The 15,881-nt window shown below is 68.8% G+C and carries 17 protein-coding genes; 11 read left to right on the forward strand and 6 right to left on the reverse strand.

Annotated elements, in window-relative coordinates:
- Positions 1-52: 52 nt before the first annotated feature.
- Positions 53-514, forward strand: coding sequence for an Lrp/AsnC family transcriptional regulator (locus R9X41_RS19495; RefSeq protein WP_318635280.1), 462 nt, complete (start codon positions 53-55; stop codon positions 512-514).
- Between the two features lie 6 nt (positions 515-520).
- Here R9X41_RS19495 and R9X41_RS19500 read toward each other — a convergent pair whose 3' ends face one another.
- Positions 521-1,792, reverse strand: a complete 1,272-nt coding sequence (locus R9X41_RS19500) for an NAD(P)/FAD-dependent oxidoreductase (protein ID WP_318635281.1) — start codon at positions 1,790-1,792, stop codon at positions 521-523.
- A gap of 19 nt (positions 1,793-1,811) precedes the next feature.
- A complete protein-coding gene (locus tag R9X41_RS19505; protein ID WP_318632097.1) occupies positions 1,812-2,687 on the reverse strand; it encodes an MBL fold metallo-hydrolase in 876 nt (291 codons plus the stop codon).
- 277 nt (positions 2,688-2,964) lie between these two features.
- Between R9X41_RS19505 and R9X41_RS19510 the strand changes: the two genes are divergently transcribed.
- Entirely contained in the window at positions 2,965-3,183 is a 219-nt protein-coding gene (locus R9X41_RS19510; protein WP_318632098.1) for a hypothetical protein, read from the forward strand.
- Here R9X41_RS19510 and R9X41_RS19515 read toward each other — a convergent pair.
- Positions 3,180-3,443 carry a hypothetical protein gene (locus R9X41_RS19515; RefSeq protein WP_318632099.1) on the reverse strand — a complete coding sequence of 88 codons (264 nt, stop codon included), beginning with the start codon at positions 3,441-3,443 and terminating at the stop codon, positions 3,180-3,182. The genes R9X41_RS19510 and R9X41_RS19515 overlap by 4 nt on opposite strands.
- 39 nt (positions 3,444-3,482) lie before the next feature.
- A complete protein-coding gene (locus R9X41_RS19520; RefSeq protein WP_318632100.1) occupies positions 3,483-3,935 on the reverse strand; it encodes a hypothetical protein in 453 nt (150 codons plus the stop codon).
- Between the two features lie 331 nt (positions 3,936-4,266).
- Here R9X41_RS19520 and R9X41_RS19525 point away from each other — a divergent pair, with 331 nt between their 5' ends.
- On the forward strand, positions 4,267-5,565 hold the full coding sequence (locus R9X41_RS19525; RefSeq protein ID WP_318632101.1) for an alginate export family protein: 1,299 nt from the start codon (positions 4,267-4,269) through the stop codon (positions 5,563-5,565).
- A gap of 71 nt (positions 5,566-5,636) precedes the next feature.
- The gene (locus R9X41_RS19530) at positions 5,637-6,092 is read left to right on the forward strand and encodes a nuclear transport factor 2 family protein (RefSeq protein WP_318632102.1); all 456 of its coding nucleotides are present in this window, start codon (positions 5,637-5,639) and stop codon (positions 6,090-6,092) included.
- Positions 6,093-6,148: 56 nt separating this feature from the next.
- On the opposite strand, the gene R9X41_RS19535 is transcribed toward R9X41_RS19530, so the two are convergent.
- Entirely contained in the window at positions 6,149-7,123 is a 975-nt protein-coding gene (locus tag R9X41_RS19535; RefSeq protein ID WP_318632103.1) for a Bug family tripartite tricarboxylate transporter substrate binding protein, read from the reverse strand.
- 221 nt (positions 7,124-7,344) lie between these two features.
- Between R9X41_RS19535 and R9X41_RS19540 the strand changes: the two genes are divergently transcribed.
- The 4 genes from R9X41_RS19540 to R9X41_RS19555 all read left to right on the forward strand — a co-directional run bounded on the left by R9X41_RS19540 (position 7,345) and on the right by R9X41_RS19555 (position 10,667).
- Positions 7,345-8,118, forward strand: coding sequence for a helix-turn-helix transcriptional regulator (locus tag R9X41_RS19540; RefSeq protein ID WP_318632104.1), 774 nt, complete (start codon positions 7,345-7,347; stop codon positions 8,116-8,118).
- 149 nt (positions 8,119-8,267) lie between these two features.
- Positions 8,268-9,269 (forward strand): Bug family tripartite tricarboxylate transporter substrate binding protein, encoded by a 1,002-nt coding sequence (locus R9X41_RS19545; protein ID WP_318632105.1) that lies wholly within the window; start codon positions 8,268-8,270, stop codon positions 9,267-9,269.
- A complete protein-coding gene (locus R9X41_RS19550) occupies positions 9,262-10,182 on the forward strand; it encodes a PhzF family phenazine biosynthesis protein (protein ID WP_318632106.1) in 921 nt (306 codons plus the stop codon). Before R9X41_RS19545 ends, R9X41_RS19550 begins: the two co-directional genes overlap by 8 nt.
- Positions 10,179-10,667: a RidA family protein gene (locus R9X41_RS19555; RefSeq protein WP_318632107.1), complete on the forward strand. Its 489-nt coding sequence runs from the start codon at positions 10,179-10,181 to the stop codon at positions 10,665-10,667. The genes R9X41_RS19550 and R9X41_RS19555 overlap by 4 nt, the downstream gene beginning before the upstream one ends.
- A 24-nt stretch (positions 10,668-10,691) precedes the next feature.
- Here the strand turns inward: R9X41_RS19555 and R9X41_RS19560 are convergent, their stop codons facing one another.
- A complete protein-coding gene (locus tag R9X41_RS19560; protein ID WP_318635282.1) occupies positions 10,692-11,387 on the reverse strand; it encodes a class II aldolase/adducin family protein in 696 nt (231 codons plus the stop codon).
- A gap of 354 nt (positions 11,388-11,741) precedes the next feature.
- Here R9X41_RS19560 and R9X41_RS19565 point away from each other — a divergent pair, with 354 nt between their 5' ends.
- The 3 genes from R9X41_RS19565 to R9X41_RS19575 all read left to right on the forward strand — a co-directional run bounded on the left by R9X41_RS19565 (position 11,742) and on the right by R9X41_RS19575 (position 15,867).
- A complete protein-coding gene (locus tag R9X41_RS19565) occupies positions 11,742-13,187 on the forward strand; it encodes an amidase (protein WP_318632108.1) in 1,446 nt (481 codons plus the stop codon).
- A 68-nt stretch (positions 13,188-13,255) separates the two neighbouring features.
- Positions 13,256-14,869, forward strand: coding sequence for an ABC transporter substrate-binding protein (locus tag R9X41_RS19570; RefSeq protein ID WP_318632109.1), 1,614 nt, complete (start codon positions 13,256-13,258; stop codon positions 14,867-14,869).
- 56 nt (positions 14,870-14,925) lie between these two features.
- Positions 14,926-15,867, forward strand: coding sequence for an ABC transporter permease (locus R9X41_RS19575; RefSeq protein WP_318632110.1), 942 nt, complete (start codon positions 14,926-14,928; stop codon positions 15,865-15,867).
- The last annotated feature ends 14 nt before the right edge of the window (positions 15,868-15,881 follow it).

Below are 15,881 nucleotides of genomic sequence, written 5' to 3' on the forward strand. Positions count from 1 at the left end.
TTGGTTCTATGTTTAGAAGGATGTTTCACTCTTGAAGCCCGATGAATCGAAGCTGGACCGTGTTGACCGCGGCATCCTGGAGGCGCTGCAGGAGAACGCGGAGCTGTCCATCGCCGACGTCGCGGAAAAGGTTGGCCTGAGCCCGACGCCGTGCTGGCGGCGCATTCAGAAGCTGGAGGAGCGCGGCGTCATCCGCAAGCGGGTCGCGTTGCTGGAGCCCAAACAAGTGAACCTGGGGCTCACGGTTTTCATTTCGGTGCGCACCAACCACCACAAGATCGAGTGGTTCGAATCGTTCTACCAGCTGGTGAACGCGATGCCCGAGGTGGTGGAGTTCTACCGGGTCACCGGCAACACCGACTACCTGATCAAGGTGATGGTCAGCAGCATCGAGGGCTACGACAAGGTCTACAAGACGCTGATCAAGGGTGCAGAGCTGGCGGACGTGAGTTCGATGTTTGCCATGGAACAGATCAAATACACCACCGCTTTGCCCCTGGACCAGGCGCTCTGAGGCGGCTCAGCCCGGCAGCGAAGCGGGCGCGGCCAGCCATTCGCGGCCCTTGAGCATGCCCTGCCAGTACAGGCGCGGCAGCACGGATTTCTTGAGATGCCAGGCGAGCGCCGTGGGCCGGGTGCCGTCGAGCAGCCACTGCGGAAAACTCGGCGCGAGCGTGCCACCGTAGGTGAACTCGGCCAGCACGATCCTGCCGCGCGCCACCGTCAGTGGGCAGGAACCATAGCCGTCATAGGCCGCCACCGGCTCGCGGCCGGCACGCACCGCCAGCACGTTGCGCGCCACCACCGGCGCCTGCTTGCGGGCCGCTGCCGCCGTCTTGGCGTTGCTGGTGTTGACCACGTCGCCGAGACCGAACACATCGGCGTAGCGTTTGTGCCGCAGGGTGGCCGGGTCCACCTCGAGCCAGCCGGCACCATCGGCCAGCATGCTGTCGCGGATGAAGTCGGGGGCGCGCTGCGGCGGCACCACGTGCAGCAGATCGAAGGCGCGTTCGATGCGGGTGCGGCTGCCGTCCGGGCCGGTCTTGACGAAGGTGGCGACTTTCCGCTCACCGTCCACCGCGACCAGGTTCTCGCCGAAGTTCAGGCCGATGCCGTAGGCGGCCACGTATTCCATCAGCGCCGGCACATAAGCAGCCACGCCGAAGAGCACGGCGCCGGCGTTGCTGAACTGGATGTCGACATCGCCGAGCCGACCTTCGGCGCGCCAGTGGTCGGCCGACAGGTACATGGCCTTCTGCGGCGCGCCGGCGCATTTGATCGGCATCGGCGGCTGGGTAAACAGCGCCTTGCCGCCACGCAAGCCCTGCACCAGCTGCCAGGTGTAGGGCGCCAGGTCGACGCGGTAGTTGGAGGTGACGCCGTTGCGGCCCAGGGTTTGGGGCAGACCCTCGATGGCCGCCCAGTCGAGCAGCAGGCCCGGGCAGACGATGAGCTGGCCGTAGCCCAGGGTCGCGCCGCTGGCCAGCCTCACCTGGCGGGCTTCGGGGTCGAAGGTGCTCACCGCGTCGCGCAGCCAGCGCACGTTCGGCGGAATGACCGAGGCCATCGGCCGCACGGTCCGGGCCGATTCGAAGATGCCCGCACCCACCATGGTCCAGCCCGGCTGGTAACAGTGTTCGGTGGCCGGGTCTACGATGGTGATGCCGACCCGCCGGTCGCGCCGCCGCAGGCTGGCCGCCACGGCGATGCCGGCCGCGCCGCCGCCGACGATGAGGATGTCGCTGGACCGCTGCGTGGCGGTCGATGAGGTCTGTTGCTGGTGCTGGTTCATGTCGGACAGGCCCGGCCGCTCAGGCGACATCGAGCGGAATTTTCAGATAGCGCACGCCGTGGCTTTCGGGCTCGGGCAGGGTGCCGGCGCGCAGGTTGACCTGCATCGCGGCCAGCATCAGCTTCGGGGCACAGAGCGTCGCGTCGCGGCCTTGGCGCAGGGCCACGAAGTCGGCTTGTCCGATGCCGTCGCGCACATGCACGTTGGCCGCGCGCTGCTCGGCCACCGTGCTTTGGAAGCATGGCGCGCGGCCGGCGGGCGGGTAGTCGTGGCAGGTGTAGAGGCGGGTGTCGGCCGGCAGACTCAGGAGGCGGCGCACCGAGCGGTAGAGCGTGCCGGCATCGCCGCCGGGGAAGTCGCAGCGGGCGGTGCCGGCGTCGGGCATGAAGAGCGTGTCGCCGACGAAGGCCGCGAAGTTTTCGGCCCGCGCATCGGCGACCAGGTAGCTGACGCAGGCCGGGGTGTGGCCCGGCGTGGCGAGCACGCGCACCACCAGCTCGCCGATGCGGAACTGGTCGCCGTCATCGAAGAATCGGTCGAAGCGTTCGCTCGCGACCGCCGCGCGTGCATCTTCGGCAGGCCACATCGGGGCGAAGGCCCGACGCACCTCCGGCAGGCGCGCACCGATGCCGATGCGGGCGGCGAAGTGGTCGCGGAAGAAGGGCGCGGCCGAGAGGTGGTCGGCATGCACATGGGTTTCGAGCACCCATTCCAGTTCGGCATTCAGCGCCTGCATGCGCGCGGCGATTCGTTCGGCCTGGGCATAGGCCAGGCGGCCGGTGTGCAGGTCGAAATCGGCGACCGGATCGATCACCGCGCAGGCCCGGCTCGCCGGATCGAACACCAGGTAGGAGACCGTGCCGGTCACCTCGTCGAAAAATCCTTCTACCTGCATGTCGCCGCGTTCCGCTTCCACTTGATCGAGCGGCAGACTCTATCGGCGCGGCAGGAGAAAGTGCTGCCTGATTCGAGGCGGCTTTCCCGCTGCCGTAGGTGCGCATTCCGCCAATCGCGGGCAGCAGGAAAATTCTTGCGTCGACGGCCGCGGCGCGCAGGATTCGACGCGATGGATCGGCTTTTCACCTTGAAGCATGGCCCGATGGCGCCATGTGCCACGATCGACCGGGCGGCGCACGCCGACCCCGCCTCACCCCACTTTGCGATTTGCCCGAATGAACACCATCGACGAGATGCTGAGCCTGGACCTGCTTACCCCCGAACAACATCGCGAGGTCGGCGAATGGATTCAGCGCGCCGATACGCCGGAAGACATCCTGCGCATGCCCGCCGCGCTGTGGCAGGCGGTGGAGCGGGCCAGCGCGATCATGGGTGTGGACCGTGACCTGCTGCGCCCGCCTTCGCTCGACGCCGGCGACGCGTCACTGAGCTAGTCGTCGTTCGCGTCGGGCGATGCGGCCCGCCGCACGGCCAGGTGCAGCTCCGCCATGGTGCGGTCGCCCTCCATCGCCGCGTTCCAGAGCTGGCGCTCTTCCTCGGCGCCGGCGTTGCCCAGGCCGGCCATCACCGAGAAGCGATGCAACACACGGCGCAGGGGCAGCACAAGCCCCTCTTCCGCCGCCCGGGCGACGGACGCGGCACGCTCGGCGCCTTCATGGCGAAAGGAAAGATCGGGATGGACAAAGGCAGTCATGGCGTACTCGCTTGAGAAATGGAGAAGGGCAGCCGCGCCTTACAAGGTGCGGGCGGCGCGGCGCGGCAGCATGCGGCTGTCGTAGGCGTTGCCCATCTGGGCGGCGATGGTGCCGTCGCGCAGGGCACGCACGGTGGCGGCCTTGACCTCGGCACGGCTGGTGTCGCTGGTGGCGACCGGCACGTCGAAGCCGTAGCTGTTGCCCATGGCGGCTTCGATCTCGCCGTCGGCGACGGCCTGGGTGGCTGCTGCCTTCACTTCGGAGCGGCTGGCCTGGCCGGAACCGCTCAGGAAGCGGCCCCGGTCGTCGTAGCCGTAGGAGCCGGCGACCGAGCCCAGCGAGCCTTCGCCCTGGGCCACGATGACCTGCGAACGCACCTCGGCGCGGCTGAGTTCCTGGGCCGACACCGACGTGGCGGCGACGGAGCCCAGCAGGGCCACGGCGACGGCGGCGATGGTGTTGCGAACGGTGGTGGTGCGGATCGTGTTCATGGTGTGTTCCTCTTTCGATGAATAGGTTGATACGGTCGATGTCTGATCACTGCCGCCGGTTGGCGGTAATCGCAGGGCTGTTTGCGTTGCGATGCGATGGGATGAACTTTAGGCATCCGTCGGCCACGGATAAACCAGCTGAATCGAACAAGACCGTCCACTCGTTGGAGACAATCGCCGCCCGCCGGGCCCGGTCGAACGGCGCGTCGTGGGGCACTCCGCACTGCGCCAAAAGAGGCATGCGGCGCGACTCGGATGCGGGATGCGCGGGCGCGGCACCGTCCCTAAAGTCGCCGGGCAAGCCTCGCCCTCCACGCTCTTCGATCCGCCCGTGCCTCCATCCTTCGCCGCCCTGCGCCTGGCCCTGACGGTCTCCGTGGCCGCCGCTCCCCTGGCCCTGCGGGCGCAGGCCGCCACCGAACCATCGGCGCCGGCCTTGCGGCTGGGCGGTGAATTCCGCGAGGTCTACGAGTCCTCCCGTCATCCGGTCTTCGGCCTCGACGACCCGGCCCGTGACGACCGCTTTCTGCACCGTCTCCAGCTGCACGGCGACCTGCGCCTGGGCGACTCCGCCCGCGCCTTCGTCGAGCTGGTCAGCGGCCGGACATCGGGCTGGGGCGGTGCGCCGATCGGCATCCAGAACGACCGTGCCGACCTGCTCCAGGCTTTCGCCGAAAACACCTGGCGCTTCGACGAGGCGTCGCTCACCGTGCGTGCCGGCCGACAGGAATTGAGCCTCGGTTCGTCGCGCCTGGTGTCGGTACGCGAAGGCCCGAACGTGCGTCGCTCGTTCGACGGCGCACGCGGCACCTGGACCATCGCCGGAAAGATGCGCGCGGACTTCTTCGCCCTGCGCCCGGTGGTGCCGCGCGTGGGCAGTTTCAACGACCGCAGCAGCGACGCCGAGAAGTTTTGGGGCGCCTACCTGAGCGACATGCCCACCGGCCTGCCCGGCCTCTCGGCGGACCTCTACTACCTGGGCCTGGACCGGGCCGACGCCCGCTTCGCCCAGGGCCGTGCCGAGGAGACGCGCCACACCGTCGGCGCCCGCCTGTTCGGCAAGACCGGCGCTGCCGACTGGAACTTCGAAGGCGCCTGGCAGTTCGGCACTTTCGGCGCGTCCGACATTCGCGCCTGGACGGTGTCCTCCGACGCCGGCTACACCGCGGCCGAGCTGCCGCTGCAGCCGCGTTTCGGGCTCAAGGCCGACGCGATCAGCGGCGATCGCGACCTCACCGACGGCCGCCTGAACACCTTCAACGCGCTCTATCCCAAGCTGCCGTATTTCTCCGAGGCCAACGTCGCGGCGCCCGCCAACCTGCTGGACCTGCAGCCCCATCTCACGATCGCGCCGCGCAAGGACCTGCGCCTGACCGCCGGCTGGAACGGCCTGTGGAAACAATCACGGGCCGATGGCTTCTATGCGCCCCCGCTGGTGTCGGTGAGCGGCACCGCGGGCCAGGGCTCGCGCTGGATCGGGCAGCAGTGGCTACTGTCGGCCGAATGGAGCGCCAGCGCGCGGATGTCTTTCGGCGCCAACTATGTGTATTTCGAGCCGGGCTCGGCGGTACGCGCGGCCGGCGGAAGGACCGGCAACTTTCTCAACCTCACCGCGCGCGTGAAATTCTGAGTTCGGCAACACTGCCGGCCAGCCGTTCTTCCTTTGCTTCCAAGCTCCTCATCCGCACAAAGGCCGCCTCGATGTCTCGCTTCACCACCGTTCTTCTCGGCTCCGCACTGCTGCTCGCGCCGGCCCTCGGCTGGACGCAGTCGCACACCGCGCAGGAAGAGGCCAACCGGCAGGCCGTGCTGGCCTTCTACGAGAAGGGGCTCAACCAGAAGGACGCCGATGCCGCGCTGGCCTACGTCGGCAACCGCTACGTGCAGCACAACCCCAACGCCGCGGACGGCCCGGAAGGCTTTCGCCAGTTCATCGCTTTCCTGCGCGAGAAGTTTCCGCAGTCGCACAGCGAGATCAAGAAAAGCTTCGTCGACGGCGACACGGTGATCCTGCACGTACACGCGGTACGCGAGCCGGGCACCCGGGGCAACGCCATCGTCGACATCTTCCGGCTGGAGAACGGCAGGATCGTCGAGCACTGGGACGCGGTGCAGCCGATTCCGGAGAAGTCGGCCAACGGCAACACGATGTTCTGAAGGCGCGCGGCTGGCGAGCCCTTCTACCGGGCCCACGGCGGGCTCCAGCACCAGCGTCACTCGACGGTGATCTGCGCCTCGCGAATCAGCTTCTGCCAGACCACGGACTGGTCCTGCACGAACTCCGCGAACGGTTTCGGCGCGAGGAAGGTGGGCTCGTCGCCCTGCGCGCGCATCTTGCGCTGCAGGCTTTCGTCCTCCAGGGCTCGGGCCAGCGTTTCGGTCAGCAACTTGACCACGGGCGCGGGCGTGCGCGCCGGTGCGTAGAGGCCGACCCAGGTCGTGACCACGTAGGGGTCGAGGTTGGCTTCGTTCACCGTGGGCAGGTTGGGGAACACCGGTGAACGCTGGGCACCGGTGGTCGCCAGCACCCGCAGGCGGCCGGTCTTGACCAGCGGAATCGCGTCCGGAAAATTGATGATCGCCATGTCGACCTCGCCGGCGACCAGTGCCTTGGCAGCGCGCGCGCCGCCTTCGGAGGGCACGTGCACCATGGCGTTCAAGCCGAAGGTGCGCTTGAACTGCTCGCCGGCCAGATGCGACATGGTGCCGGCGCCGGAGCTGCCCAGCCTCGCGTTGGCGCCCTTGGCCTTGAGCTCGGCGATCAGGTCGCGCAGGTTCGTCGCCCGGGTATTGGCGCCCAGGGCGAGCAGATGAGGGCTGTCGCTCACCATGCCGATCGGCACGAAGGACTTGACCGGGTCGTAGGGCAGGCGCCTGTAGAGCACCGGCGCGGATACATGGCTCGCCGTGCCGCCGAACATGAGGGTGTAGCCGTCGGGCGCGGCGGCCGCCACGTGGGTCGCGGCCAGCGTGGCGCCGGCGCCGGGCCGGTTCTCCACGTTGATGGTCTGGTCGAGCAGGGTGGCCATCTTGTCGGCCAGGTGCCGGCCGAGCACGTCGACCGCGCCGGTGACCGGGAAAGGAATGACCAGGGTGATCGGCTTGCGGGGATAGGCGCCGGATTCCGCTGATGCCGCCAGGCTGCAGGCCATCAGCAGGCCCGCCAGGAGATATCGGATGAACTTCATTTCCCCTCCTCGGGCTTGTCCCTTGAATTCGTCGTACCGACCGGTGAATCGCGACCTGAACCGGCACAGTGCATTGTGCTGGACCGACTTGACCGCCACCTGACCTTGGCCGGCGTCGCATCATGCGGTGTCCCACCCGATCGCCTACGACCTGCACGCAAGCCCTATTCACCACCATGGCCCGAAAATCGCTTGCCTTCCCCAGCAGCCGCAGGACCGCCATGGACCCACTCGTTCCTCTTTCGTCGAAGCTGGCAGTCACTGCCGAGCAGGGCTTCGCCCTGCGCCAAAGCCGGCAGCCGCACTACAGCTTCGACTGGCATATGCACGACTGCGCCATGCTGCTCTGGCCTCAACTCGGTGCGCTCGACAGCCGCTGGGTGGTAGAGCCGGGAACGCCGAAGCAGGCCCTGCAGCTGGTGCGCCACACCGCCCTGCTGCTGCCGCCGTCGGCGGCGCACAGCACCCGCTCGCGCGCGCTGCGGCAGCGCCATGGCGAGCTCTATCTGCGCCCCGAACTGCTCGGGCGCACCACGCAGTTCGGCGTGGTGCAGCTCGACAGCGCGGCCTTCGCCATCCTGGAGGCGCTGGCGGCGCCGACACTCGCGGCCGGCACCGGCGAGTTCCTGGTCAACGCGCTCGTCGCCCAGTTGGCCGCCCGCCAGCCCGTGGCCTGCGACACCGCCACCGAGCCCGGCCCGGATGCGCGCCTGTCCGAGCGCATGCTCGGCCTCTACGCCGATGCGCTGGAAGAAGAAACCGGCATGCCGACCGTCGAGGCCGTGGCGCAGACGCTGGGCGTATCGGCGCGCCAGTTGCAACGCGCCTGCGCCATCGAACTGGGCACCAGCCCGGTAACCATCCGGCGCCGGTTGATGGCGGCCAAGGCGCGCGAACTGCTCGCCCGCGGCACGCCGCTCGGCCTGGTCAGCCAGCAGCTCTGCTTCACCCACAGCGGCCACCTCACGCGGCTGCTGCGCGAGGTTTTGGCCTAGCGACCCTGCCCTGGATTCGCCCGGCCGACGCTCGCCGTGCCGACGACACGGCCCGTCGCAATTCGGTGCGGACCATGTCGGGTTCTGGTTGGCCGCGGCCCGACCCGGCTCCTAGCATGAAGCCATCTCCATGCCTTCGTGAGGCCTCCATGCACTCCCATCGTCAAGTTCCTTCGCGCCGGCACGTCGTCGGCACGGCCGCCCTCGCCGCGCTCGGCCTGTTCGCGTCGATCGCGCCGCTGCCGGCATCGGCCCAGGCCTGGCCGACACGCCCCATCACCATCGTGGTTCCGTTTCCGGCCGGCGGCGGCACGGACATGGCCATCCGCGGCATCCAGCCCCAGTTGCAGGCCGAGCTGGGCCAGCCGGTCGTGGTGGACAACCGGGCCGGCGCCGGCGGCACGATCGGCTCGGCCTACGTCGCCAAGGCCACACCCGACGGCTACACCGCCGTGCTGGCCACCACCAGCACCCACGCGGTCAGCGTCAGCGTGTACCCCAAGCTGCCCTACGACCCGCTGCGCGACTTCGTCTATGCCGGCTTCATCGGCACCTCGCCATACGTGCTGGCCACCAACCCGTCGGTGGCCGGCAAGGACGTCGCCTCGCTGATCGCCACGCTCAAGCGGAACCCGCAGCAGTACAGCTTCGCCTCGGTCGGGGCCGGCACGGTGTCCCACCTGCTGGGCGAGCAGTTCAAGGCCTATGCGGGCGTACCGATCGTGCACGTGCCCTACCGGGGCGCGGCGCCGGCCTACACCGACCTCATGGGCGGCCAGGTGCAGCTGATGTTCGACAACCCGGCCGGGCTGGTGCCTTACATCCGCAGCGGCAAGCTGACCGCCGTGGCCACCACCGCGCCCAACGCCTTGCTGGCGGGCATACCGACCTTCCAGCAGCAGGGCATCGCCAATTTCACGCAGTCGCTCTGGTACGGCGTCGCGTTTCCCAAGGGCACGCCCGCGCCGGTCGTCGCCCGCTTCAATCAGGCGCTCAACAAGGTGCTGGCCGACCGGGCGGTGTCTGCCGACTTCGCCGCCAAGGGCATCAACGCCCGTCCGGGCACGCCGGCCGAACTGCAGGCGGCCGTGGCGGCCGACATTCCGTACTGGGGCCGCATCGCCCAGGCCGTGGGAGCCAAGATTGACTGAGCCCACCGCACTGTCCAACCCCCTGTCGGCGCCCTCGCCGGGCGAGCTGCGTAGCGTGGACGTATTCGTCGGCGGCATCGGCGGCGGCAACCCCGTGCCCTTCGTCGCCGACGCCAGCGCCATGGGCTCGCAGCAGATGCAGGACATCGCCCGGGCCACCGGCCACGAATCGGCCTTCGTGCTCGTGCCGACGACCACGGCCGACTGGCGCTTTCGCTTCTTCGTGCCCCAGCACGAAATGGAGATGTGCGGCCACGCCACCGTCGGCACCCTGTGGGCGCTGCGCGCCTGGGGCCTGTGGACCAGGCCCTCGGCCCGCATCGAAACCCTGAGCGGGCTGGTCGACGCCGAATGGGACGCCGCCGGCGAGCGGGTTTGGATCTCGCAACCGGCCGTCACCACCGGCGCCCTCGACCTGCCGGCCCGGCGCCGCATCGCCGACGTGGTGGGCTGGCAAGGCGAGCCCCTGCCCGCCATGACCAACGCCTGCACCAGCCGAATCAAGACGCTGGTGCCGATGCCCGACGTGGCGGCCCTGAATGCACTGAAGCCCGACTTCGCGGCCATGGAAGCGCTGTGCGCCTCCATCGACTCCACCGGCCTCTATCCCTTCGCGCACGCAGCGGACAGCACGCCCGACGCGCCCGTCGTCGCCGCCCGGCAGTTCCCCAAGTCGTCCGGTTACCCCGAGGATGCCGCCACCGGCATCGCGGCCGCCGCCCTGTGGGGCCATCTGGCCGCCACCGGCGCCGTCGCCCTGGGCACGGCCGAGCGCCCCGTCGTGTGCACGGTGCGTCAGGGCGATGCGATGGGCCGGCCGTCGGCCATCGAGGTTCGACCGCGATTCGACGCCAACGGCCGTCCGGCCGGCTGCTGGCTCAGTGGCCAGGTCGCCTGGAGTGCCCACGCATGAGCGCGGCCACGCCCGCCGAACGCCTGGCCGCGGCCGGCCATCGCCTGCCGGCCCCGCCGCAGCCTCGGGGAAGCTATGCGCCGTTTCATCTGCAGGCGCTGCCGGGTGGCAGCCGCCAGTTGACGATCAGCGGCCAGACCTGCCGCGTCGACGGCGCGGCCATCGCCGGCACCTGCGCGCCCGGCGAATCGCTGGAGCCCGCATGCGCGGCGGCGCGGGTGGCCATGCTCAACGTGCTGGCGGCGGTCGCGGACGCTTGCGGCGGCAGCCTGCCGGCCGTGCTGCAGGTGCGTCGCCTGCGCGGCTTCATCCGGTCCACGCCGGACTTCGGCGCCCACACCGCCGTGCTCGACGCGGCGTCGGACGTGCTGGCCGCCGCATGGCCGCAGGCACCGCGCCCCGCCCGCACGGCCGTGGGCGCTTCGAGCCTGCCGGACGGCGCCTTCATCGAGATCGAGCTGGACGCCGAGCTTCCGCCGCCCTGACCGGCAGCACCGCCGGCGACCGCGTCAGAGCAGACGCAGCGCGGCGTTCCACACCCGCTGGCAATACGCCGGCGCGGTCGGCCGCTCGAACTGGCGCGCGGTCCGCTCGCAGACCTCCGGCGAGGGAAAGATCAGCTCGTCGCCACCGGCCGCGGCCTTGACCTGTGCCTGGCAGGCGCGCTCGAGGTAGTACAGGTTGACGAAGGCCTCGGCCACCGTGGCGCCGGCTGCCAGCAGCCCGTGGTTGTGCAGCACCATGGCCTTGTGCGGCCCCAGGTCGGCCACCAGGCGCTCGCGCTCGCCGAGGTCCAGCGCGATGCCTTCGTAGGCGTGATAACCCAGCCGGTTGTAGAAACGCAGCGCATGCTGGGTGATGGGCAAGAGCCCGCTCTTGCGGCACGACACCGCCATGCCGTCGGCCGTGTGGGTGTGCACCACGCAAGCCAGGTCGTGCCGCGCCCCGTGGATCGCCGAATGGATGGTGAAGCCGGCGGCATTGACCCGGTTGGTCGTCTCGGGATCGCCCGGGTCCACCGGCCGGCCGTCCAGATCGATGCGCACCAGATCTTGTGGACGCATCTCGTGGAACAGCACCCCGTAGCGGTTGATCAGGAAGTGGTGCTCCGGACCCGCAATGCGCGCGCTGATGTGGGTGTCGATGAGGTCGGTCATGCGCAAGTGCGCGACCAGGCGGTAGAGCGCGGCCAGGTCGCGCCGCATGTCGGCCTCGGTGGGGATCGGCCCGGGGTCCGGATTGTCGGCAGGAAGGTGCAGGGGAATGTCGGTCAGGTCCATCGGATGACTCGAAACGGCAGTGGAAGTGCGGCCCATCTTCGAAGCTTCACCCGGGCACCGCGAACCAGAACGCGACATCGCGCCAACCGAATTGCGACCCGCCGCAAGCGCCGCCGGCAGGCGAGCGCGGCGCCCGTCACGGCCCTGTCGTATTTCGGATCGTGGCCTGTCGCATCCTGGTTTGGATGCCCGCGCATCGGTTCATAGACTGCCCCGGCGGCTGCGTGACGGGCACCGCGTCCCACTCGAATTCCACCCACCGGGCACGGCAGGAACGCAATGAATACAGGCGACTACGAAAACCACGACGGCCTGGCGCTGGCCGGATTGCTCGAGCGTGGCGAGGTCGATTCCACCGAGCTGATGGACTGCGCGATCGCGCTGGCCGAGCAGCGCAATCCGGCCCTGAACTTCCTCATCCACAGCCAGTTCGAAACGTCCCGCAGGATCGCGGCCGAATGGGCGCCACGCGGCGCCTTTCGCGGCATTCCCTTTCTGCTCAAGGACTCCGGCTTCGCACACCGACGCTTTCCCTCGAGCATCGGTTCCCGCCTGTTCCGCGACACCGTCTTCGACTTCGACGCCACGGTGGCCAACCGGTTCGAATCGGCCGGGTTCATTCCCTTTGCACGGACGACGGTGCCCGAGCTGTGCATGGCGGGCACGACCGACGCGGCACGCAACGGCGGTGCGACGCTCAACCCCTGGGACCGCCGCCTGTCGGCCGGCGGCTCCAGCGGCGGCGCCGCCGCGGCGGTGGCGGCACGGGTGGTGCCGGTCGCGCACGGCAGCGACGGCGGCGGCTCCATCCGCATTCCCGCCGCCTGCTGCGGTGTCTATGGGCTCAAGCCGAGCCGGGGCCGCGTGCCGATGGGGCCGTCGCGCGGCGAAGGCTGGGCCGGCATGTCGACGGACGGCGTGCTGAGCATCAGCGTGCGCGACACGGCCGCCGCGCTCGACGCCATCGGCGGCTACGAACCCGGCGCCCCCTATGCGGCCCCTCCGCAGGCCGGCTCTTACCTGGAAGCCGTGCGCGAACAGCACATCGTGCCGATGCGCGTGGGCGTGCTGCGCCGCGCCTGGAACGGCATCGCCATCGCCCCCGAATGCGACGCCGCGGTCGACTTCACCGTCTCGCTGCTCGAAGGCCTGGGGCACCAGGTGGTGGAGCTGGCGCCGCCGCCCATCGACTACGACGGCTTCGTGCACGCGCACGGCAGCATCCTGGCCGGCAACATCGTGGTGGCGGTGCACAACCGCATGAAGGTGCTCGGCCGCGTCGTGCGCGAAGACGAGCTGGAGCCAGTGATCCTCGACGGCTGGCACGTGGGCCAGGCCCTGGACGCCGCCGCCTACATCGACGCCGTATCGCGCCTGCATGCCGTAGGCCGCGCCTTCGCCACGGCCATGGCCGACGTCGACCTGCTGCTCACGCCCACCCTCACCCAGCTGCCGTGCCCGGTCGATTACCTGTCGCTCGCCGGCGGCGACCGGCTCGGCTTTCGCGCCTACCGGCAGCGCGCCGCCAGCTACTCGACCTTCCTGCCGGTCATCAACGGCGCGGGCATTCCCGCCGCCAGCCTGCCGCTGCACTGGACCGACCGGGAGATTCCGGTGGCCACGCAATTGATCGGACATTTCGGTCGCGAAGACACCGTGCTCACGGTTTCCGCCCAGCTGGAGCGCGCCGCGCCCTGGGCGCACCACCGGCCGAAGTTCGGCTGATGCGCTGCGATGGCGAGGCATGCGCAGGTCGCCCGTTTTTCTTCAATCCATTTCCTGAAAGGCCGCATATGAAAAAGCCGAGTTCCAGGCTGACGCGACTTCTCGCGTTCGCAGCACCGTTGCCCGTTGCCGGCGTACTGGCCCTCTGCGCGGTCGGCTTACTGCCGGCCAGGGCACAGGCCGAAACCGTGGCGCGGGTGGTCATGCAGGCACCGCTGCGTGTGGTCGATCCGATCATCACCAACGCCTACATCACACGCAATCACGGCTACCTGGTCTTCGACACCCTGTTCGCCATGGACGCGAACCACAAGCCCCAGCCGGAAATGGTGGAAAGCTGGAAGGAATCGACCGACAGGCGCACCGTGACGCTGGTGCTGCGGCAGGGTCTCAAGTTCCACGATGGCACGCCCGTCACGAGCGAGGACGTCGCCGCGTCGCTCAAGCGCTGGGCCGACCGCGACACCCTCGGCCAACGCATGATGGCCGCGACCGAAAAGCTCGAAACCCCCGACGCCGGCACGCTTGTCTTTCGCCTGAAGAAGCCCTTCGGCATGCTGTTCGAGGCACTGGCCAAGCCCGGCTCCCCGGTGCCATTCATCATGCCCAGGCGCATCGCGGCGACGCCGGTGTCGCAACCCATCACCGAGGTCATCGGCTCGGGCCCGTATCAGTTCGTGGCGGCCAACTTCCAGCCGGGCGTCAAGGCGACCTATGTCAAGTTCGGCGGCTACCTGCCCCGCAAGGAGCCCGCCAGCGGCTTCGCCGGCGGCAAGGTCGCGCTGGTCGACCGCATCGAACTGGTCAGCATCTCCGACGCCCAGACCGCGGTGAACGCGCTGCGACGCGGGGAGATCGATTTCGTCGAGGACGTCCCACCCGACCTGATGCCCCAGCTCGACGGCGTGAAGACCGTGGCGCTCAAGCCCTACGGCAAGAGCACCAACATGTTCACGATGCGCATGAACTGGCTCCAGCCGCCGTTCAACAACGTCAAGGTGCGACGCGCCGCGCTGGCCGCCATCTACCAGCAGGACTACCTCGACGCCCAGATCGGCGAAGGCGCCATGTACCAGCTCTGCGGCGCCGTGCTGAGCTGCTCCTCGCCCTACGCCTCGGAAGAAGGCGCGACGCAGATCCGCAAGGCCGACGTGGCCCGCGCCCGCGCCTTGCTGGCCGAAAGCGGCTACGACGGCAGCAAGGTGGTGATCCTGCATCCGACCGACCTGCCCATCCTGGCGAGCCTCGCGTCGGTCACGGCGCAGGCGCTCAAGACGATCGGCATGAACGTGGAGATTCAGTCGATGGACTGGGCGACGCTGCTGTCGCGCTACTCCAAGAAGGATCCGGTGGCCCAGGGCGGATGGAGCGTTTTCCAGACCGGCTTCACCGCCCTCGACCTGATGAACCCGCTGACCAATCCCAACCTGGACGGCCGTGGCGAGACCGGCTATGTGGGCTGGTCGAAGAGCGACGAAATGGAAAAGCTGCGCGACCAGTTCGCCGAGGAAAGCGACACGGCGAAGAAGAAGCAGATCGCGGTCGCGATCCAGAAGCTGAACTACGAGCAGGTGTTCTTCATTCCGCTGGGCGCCTATTCCAAGGCCAAGGGCTACAACGCCGCCAAGCTGGGTGACATGGCCGACGCGCAGATCCCGCTGTTCTGGTCCGGCAAGAAATAAGCCGACGACCGGTCCCGCAGTTTCCAGGCAAAAAAAGCAAAGCAAAAGGCGCCTCCATGCTCGAACTCATAGTCAAACGCCTGCTGGCGGCGATACCGGTCATGGTGATCGTCGCCACCGTGGTCTTCCTGCTGCTACGGCTGGCTCCCGGCGACCCGGCGCGGGTGATCGCCGGGGACATGGCTAGCGAGGAAACCATCGCCGAGATTCGTGCCGACATGGGGCTGGACCAGAACATCGCCACCCAGTACCTGCGCTGGATGGCGGCACTGGCGCAGGGCGACCTCGGCCATTCGGTGCAATCGAAGCAGCCGGTCTCGTCGCTGATCGCCGCACGGCTCGGCCCGACCTTCTCGCTGGCCGCGTGGGCCATCCTGCTGACGATCACGGCGGCGATTCCGCTGGGCGTGCTGGCGGCCTGGCGCCACCGTCGCCTGGTCGACCGCGGGATCATGGCCGGCGCGGTGCTGGCGTTTTCGGTGCCGGCCTTCGTTGTCGGTTATGTGTTGATCCTGGTGTTCTCGGTGCGGCTCGACTGGCTGCCGGTGCAGGGCTATTCGCCGATCGAAGACGGCATCGGCGAATACGCATCGCACCTGGTTCTGCCCACGCTTACCCTGGCCATGGTGTTCGTGGCGCTGATCACCCGCATCACCCGCGCGAGCCTGCTCGACGTGCTGGGCGAGGACTTCGTGCGCACCGCTCGCGCCAAGGGCGTGGGCGAGCGGCTGGTGCTGTTCCGGCACGCACTGCGCAATGCCGCGATTCCCATCGTGACCATCGTCGGCGTGGCGCTCACCACGCTGATCAGCGGCGTGGTGGTCACCGAGACCATCTTCAACATCTCCGGCATCGGCCGGCTCATCGTCGACTCGGTGCTGGCGCGCGACTACCCGGTGGTGCAGGGAACGATCCTGTTCTTCTCGTTCATCTACGTCTTCGTCAATCTCCTGATCGACATGGCCTACGTCATCCTCGATCCACGGATCCGGTACTGAACCCACGGCAGGAA

The sequence above is a fragment of the Xylophilus sp. GOD-11R genome (genome assembly GCF_033546935.1).
Lineage (GTDB): Bacteria > Pseudomonadota > Gammaproteobacteria > Burkholderiales > Burkholderiaceae_C > Xylophilus.

Bases quoted from the DNA above. Each gene is read 5' to 3' on its own strand.
- R9X41_RS19575 (WP_318632110.1), top strand. From the start codon at position 14,926: ATGCTCGAACTCATAGTCAAACGCCTGCTGGCGGCGATACCGGTCATG.
- R9X41_RS19545 (WP_318632105.1), top strand. From the start codon at position 8,268: ATGCACTCCCATCGTCAAGTTCCTTCGCGCCGGCACGTCGTCGGCACG.
- R9X41_RS19540 (WP_318632104.1), top strand. From the start codon at position 7,345: ATGGACCCACTCGTTCCTCTTTCGTCGAAGCTGGCAGTCACTGCCGAG.
- R9X41_RS19530 (WP_318632102.1), top strand. From the start codon at position 5,637: ATGTCTCGCTTCACCACCGTTCTTCTCGGCTCCGCACTGCTGCTCGCG.
- R9X41_RS19515 (WP_318632099.1), bottom strand. From the start codon at position 3,443: ATGACTGCCTTTGTCCATCCCGATCTTTCCTTTCGCCATGAAGGCGCC.
- R9X41_RS19565 (WP_318632108.1), top strand. From the start codon at position 11,742: ATGAATACAGGCGACTACGAAAACCACGACGGCCTGGCGCTGGCCGGA.
- R9X41_RS19560 (WP_318635282.1), bottom strand. From the start codon at position 11,387: ATGCGGCGCGACCTGGCCGCGCTCTACCGCCTGGTCGCGCACTTGCGC.
- R9X41_RS19500 (WP_318635281.1), bottom strand. From the start codon at position 1,792: ATGAACCAGCACCAGCAACAGACCTCATCGACCGCCACGCAGCGGTCC.
- R9X41_RS19535 (WP_318632103.1), bottom strand. From the start codon at position 7,123: ATGAAGTTCATCCGATATCTCCTGGCGGGCCTGCTGATGGCCTGCAGC.
- R9X41_RS19510 (WP_318632098.1), top strand. From the start codon at position 2,965: ATGAACACCATCGACGAGATGCTGAGCCTGGACCTGCTTACCCCCGAA.
- R9X41_RS19505 (WP_318632097.1), bottom strand. From the start codon at position 2,687: ATGCAGGTAGAAGGATTTTTCGACGAGGTGACCGGCACGGTCTCCTAC.
- R9X41_RS19555 (WP_318632107.1), top strand. From the start codon at position 10,179: ATGAGCGCGGCCACGCCCGCCGAACGCCTGGCCGCGGCCGGCCATCGC.
- R9X41_RS19520 (WP_318632100.1), bottom strand. From the start codon at position 3,935: ATGAACACGATCCGCACCACCACCGTTCGCAACACCATCGCCGCCGTC.
- R9X41_RS19570 (WP_318632109.1), top strand. From the start codon at position 13,256: ATGAAAAAGCCGAGTTCCAGGCTGACGCGACTTCTCGCGTTCGCAGCA.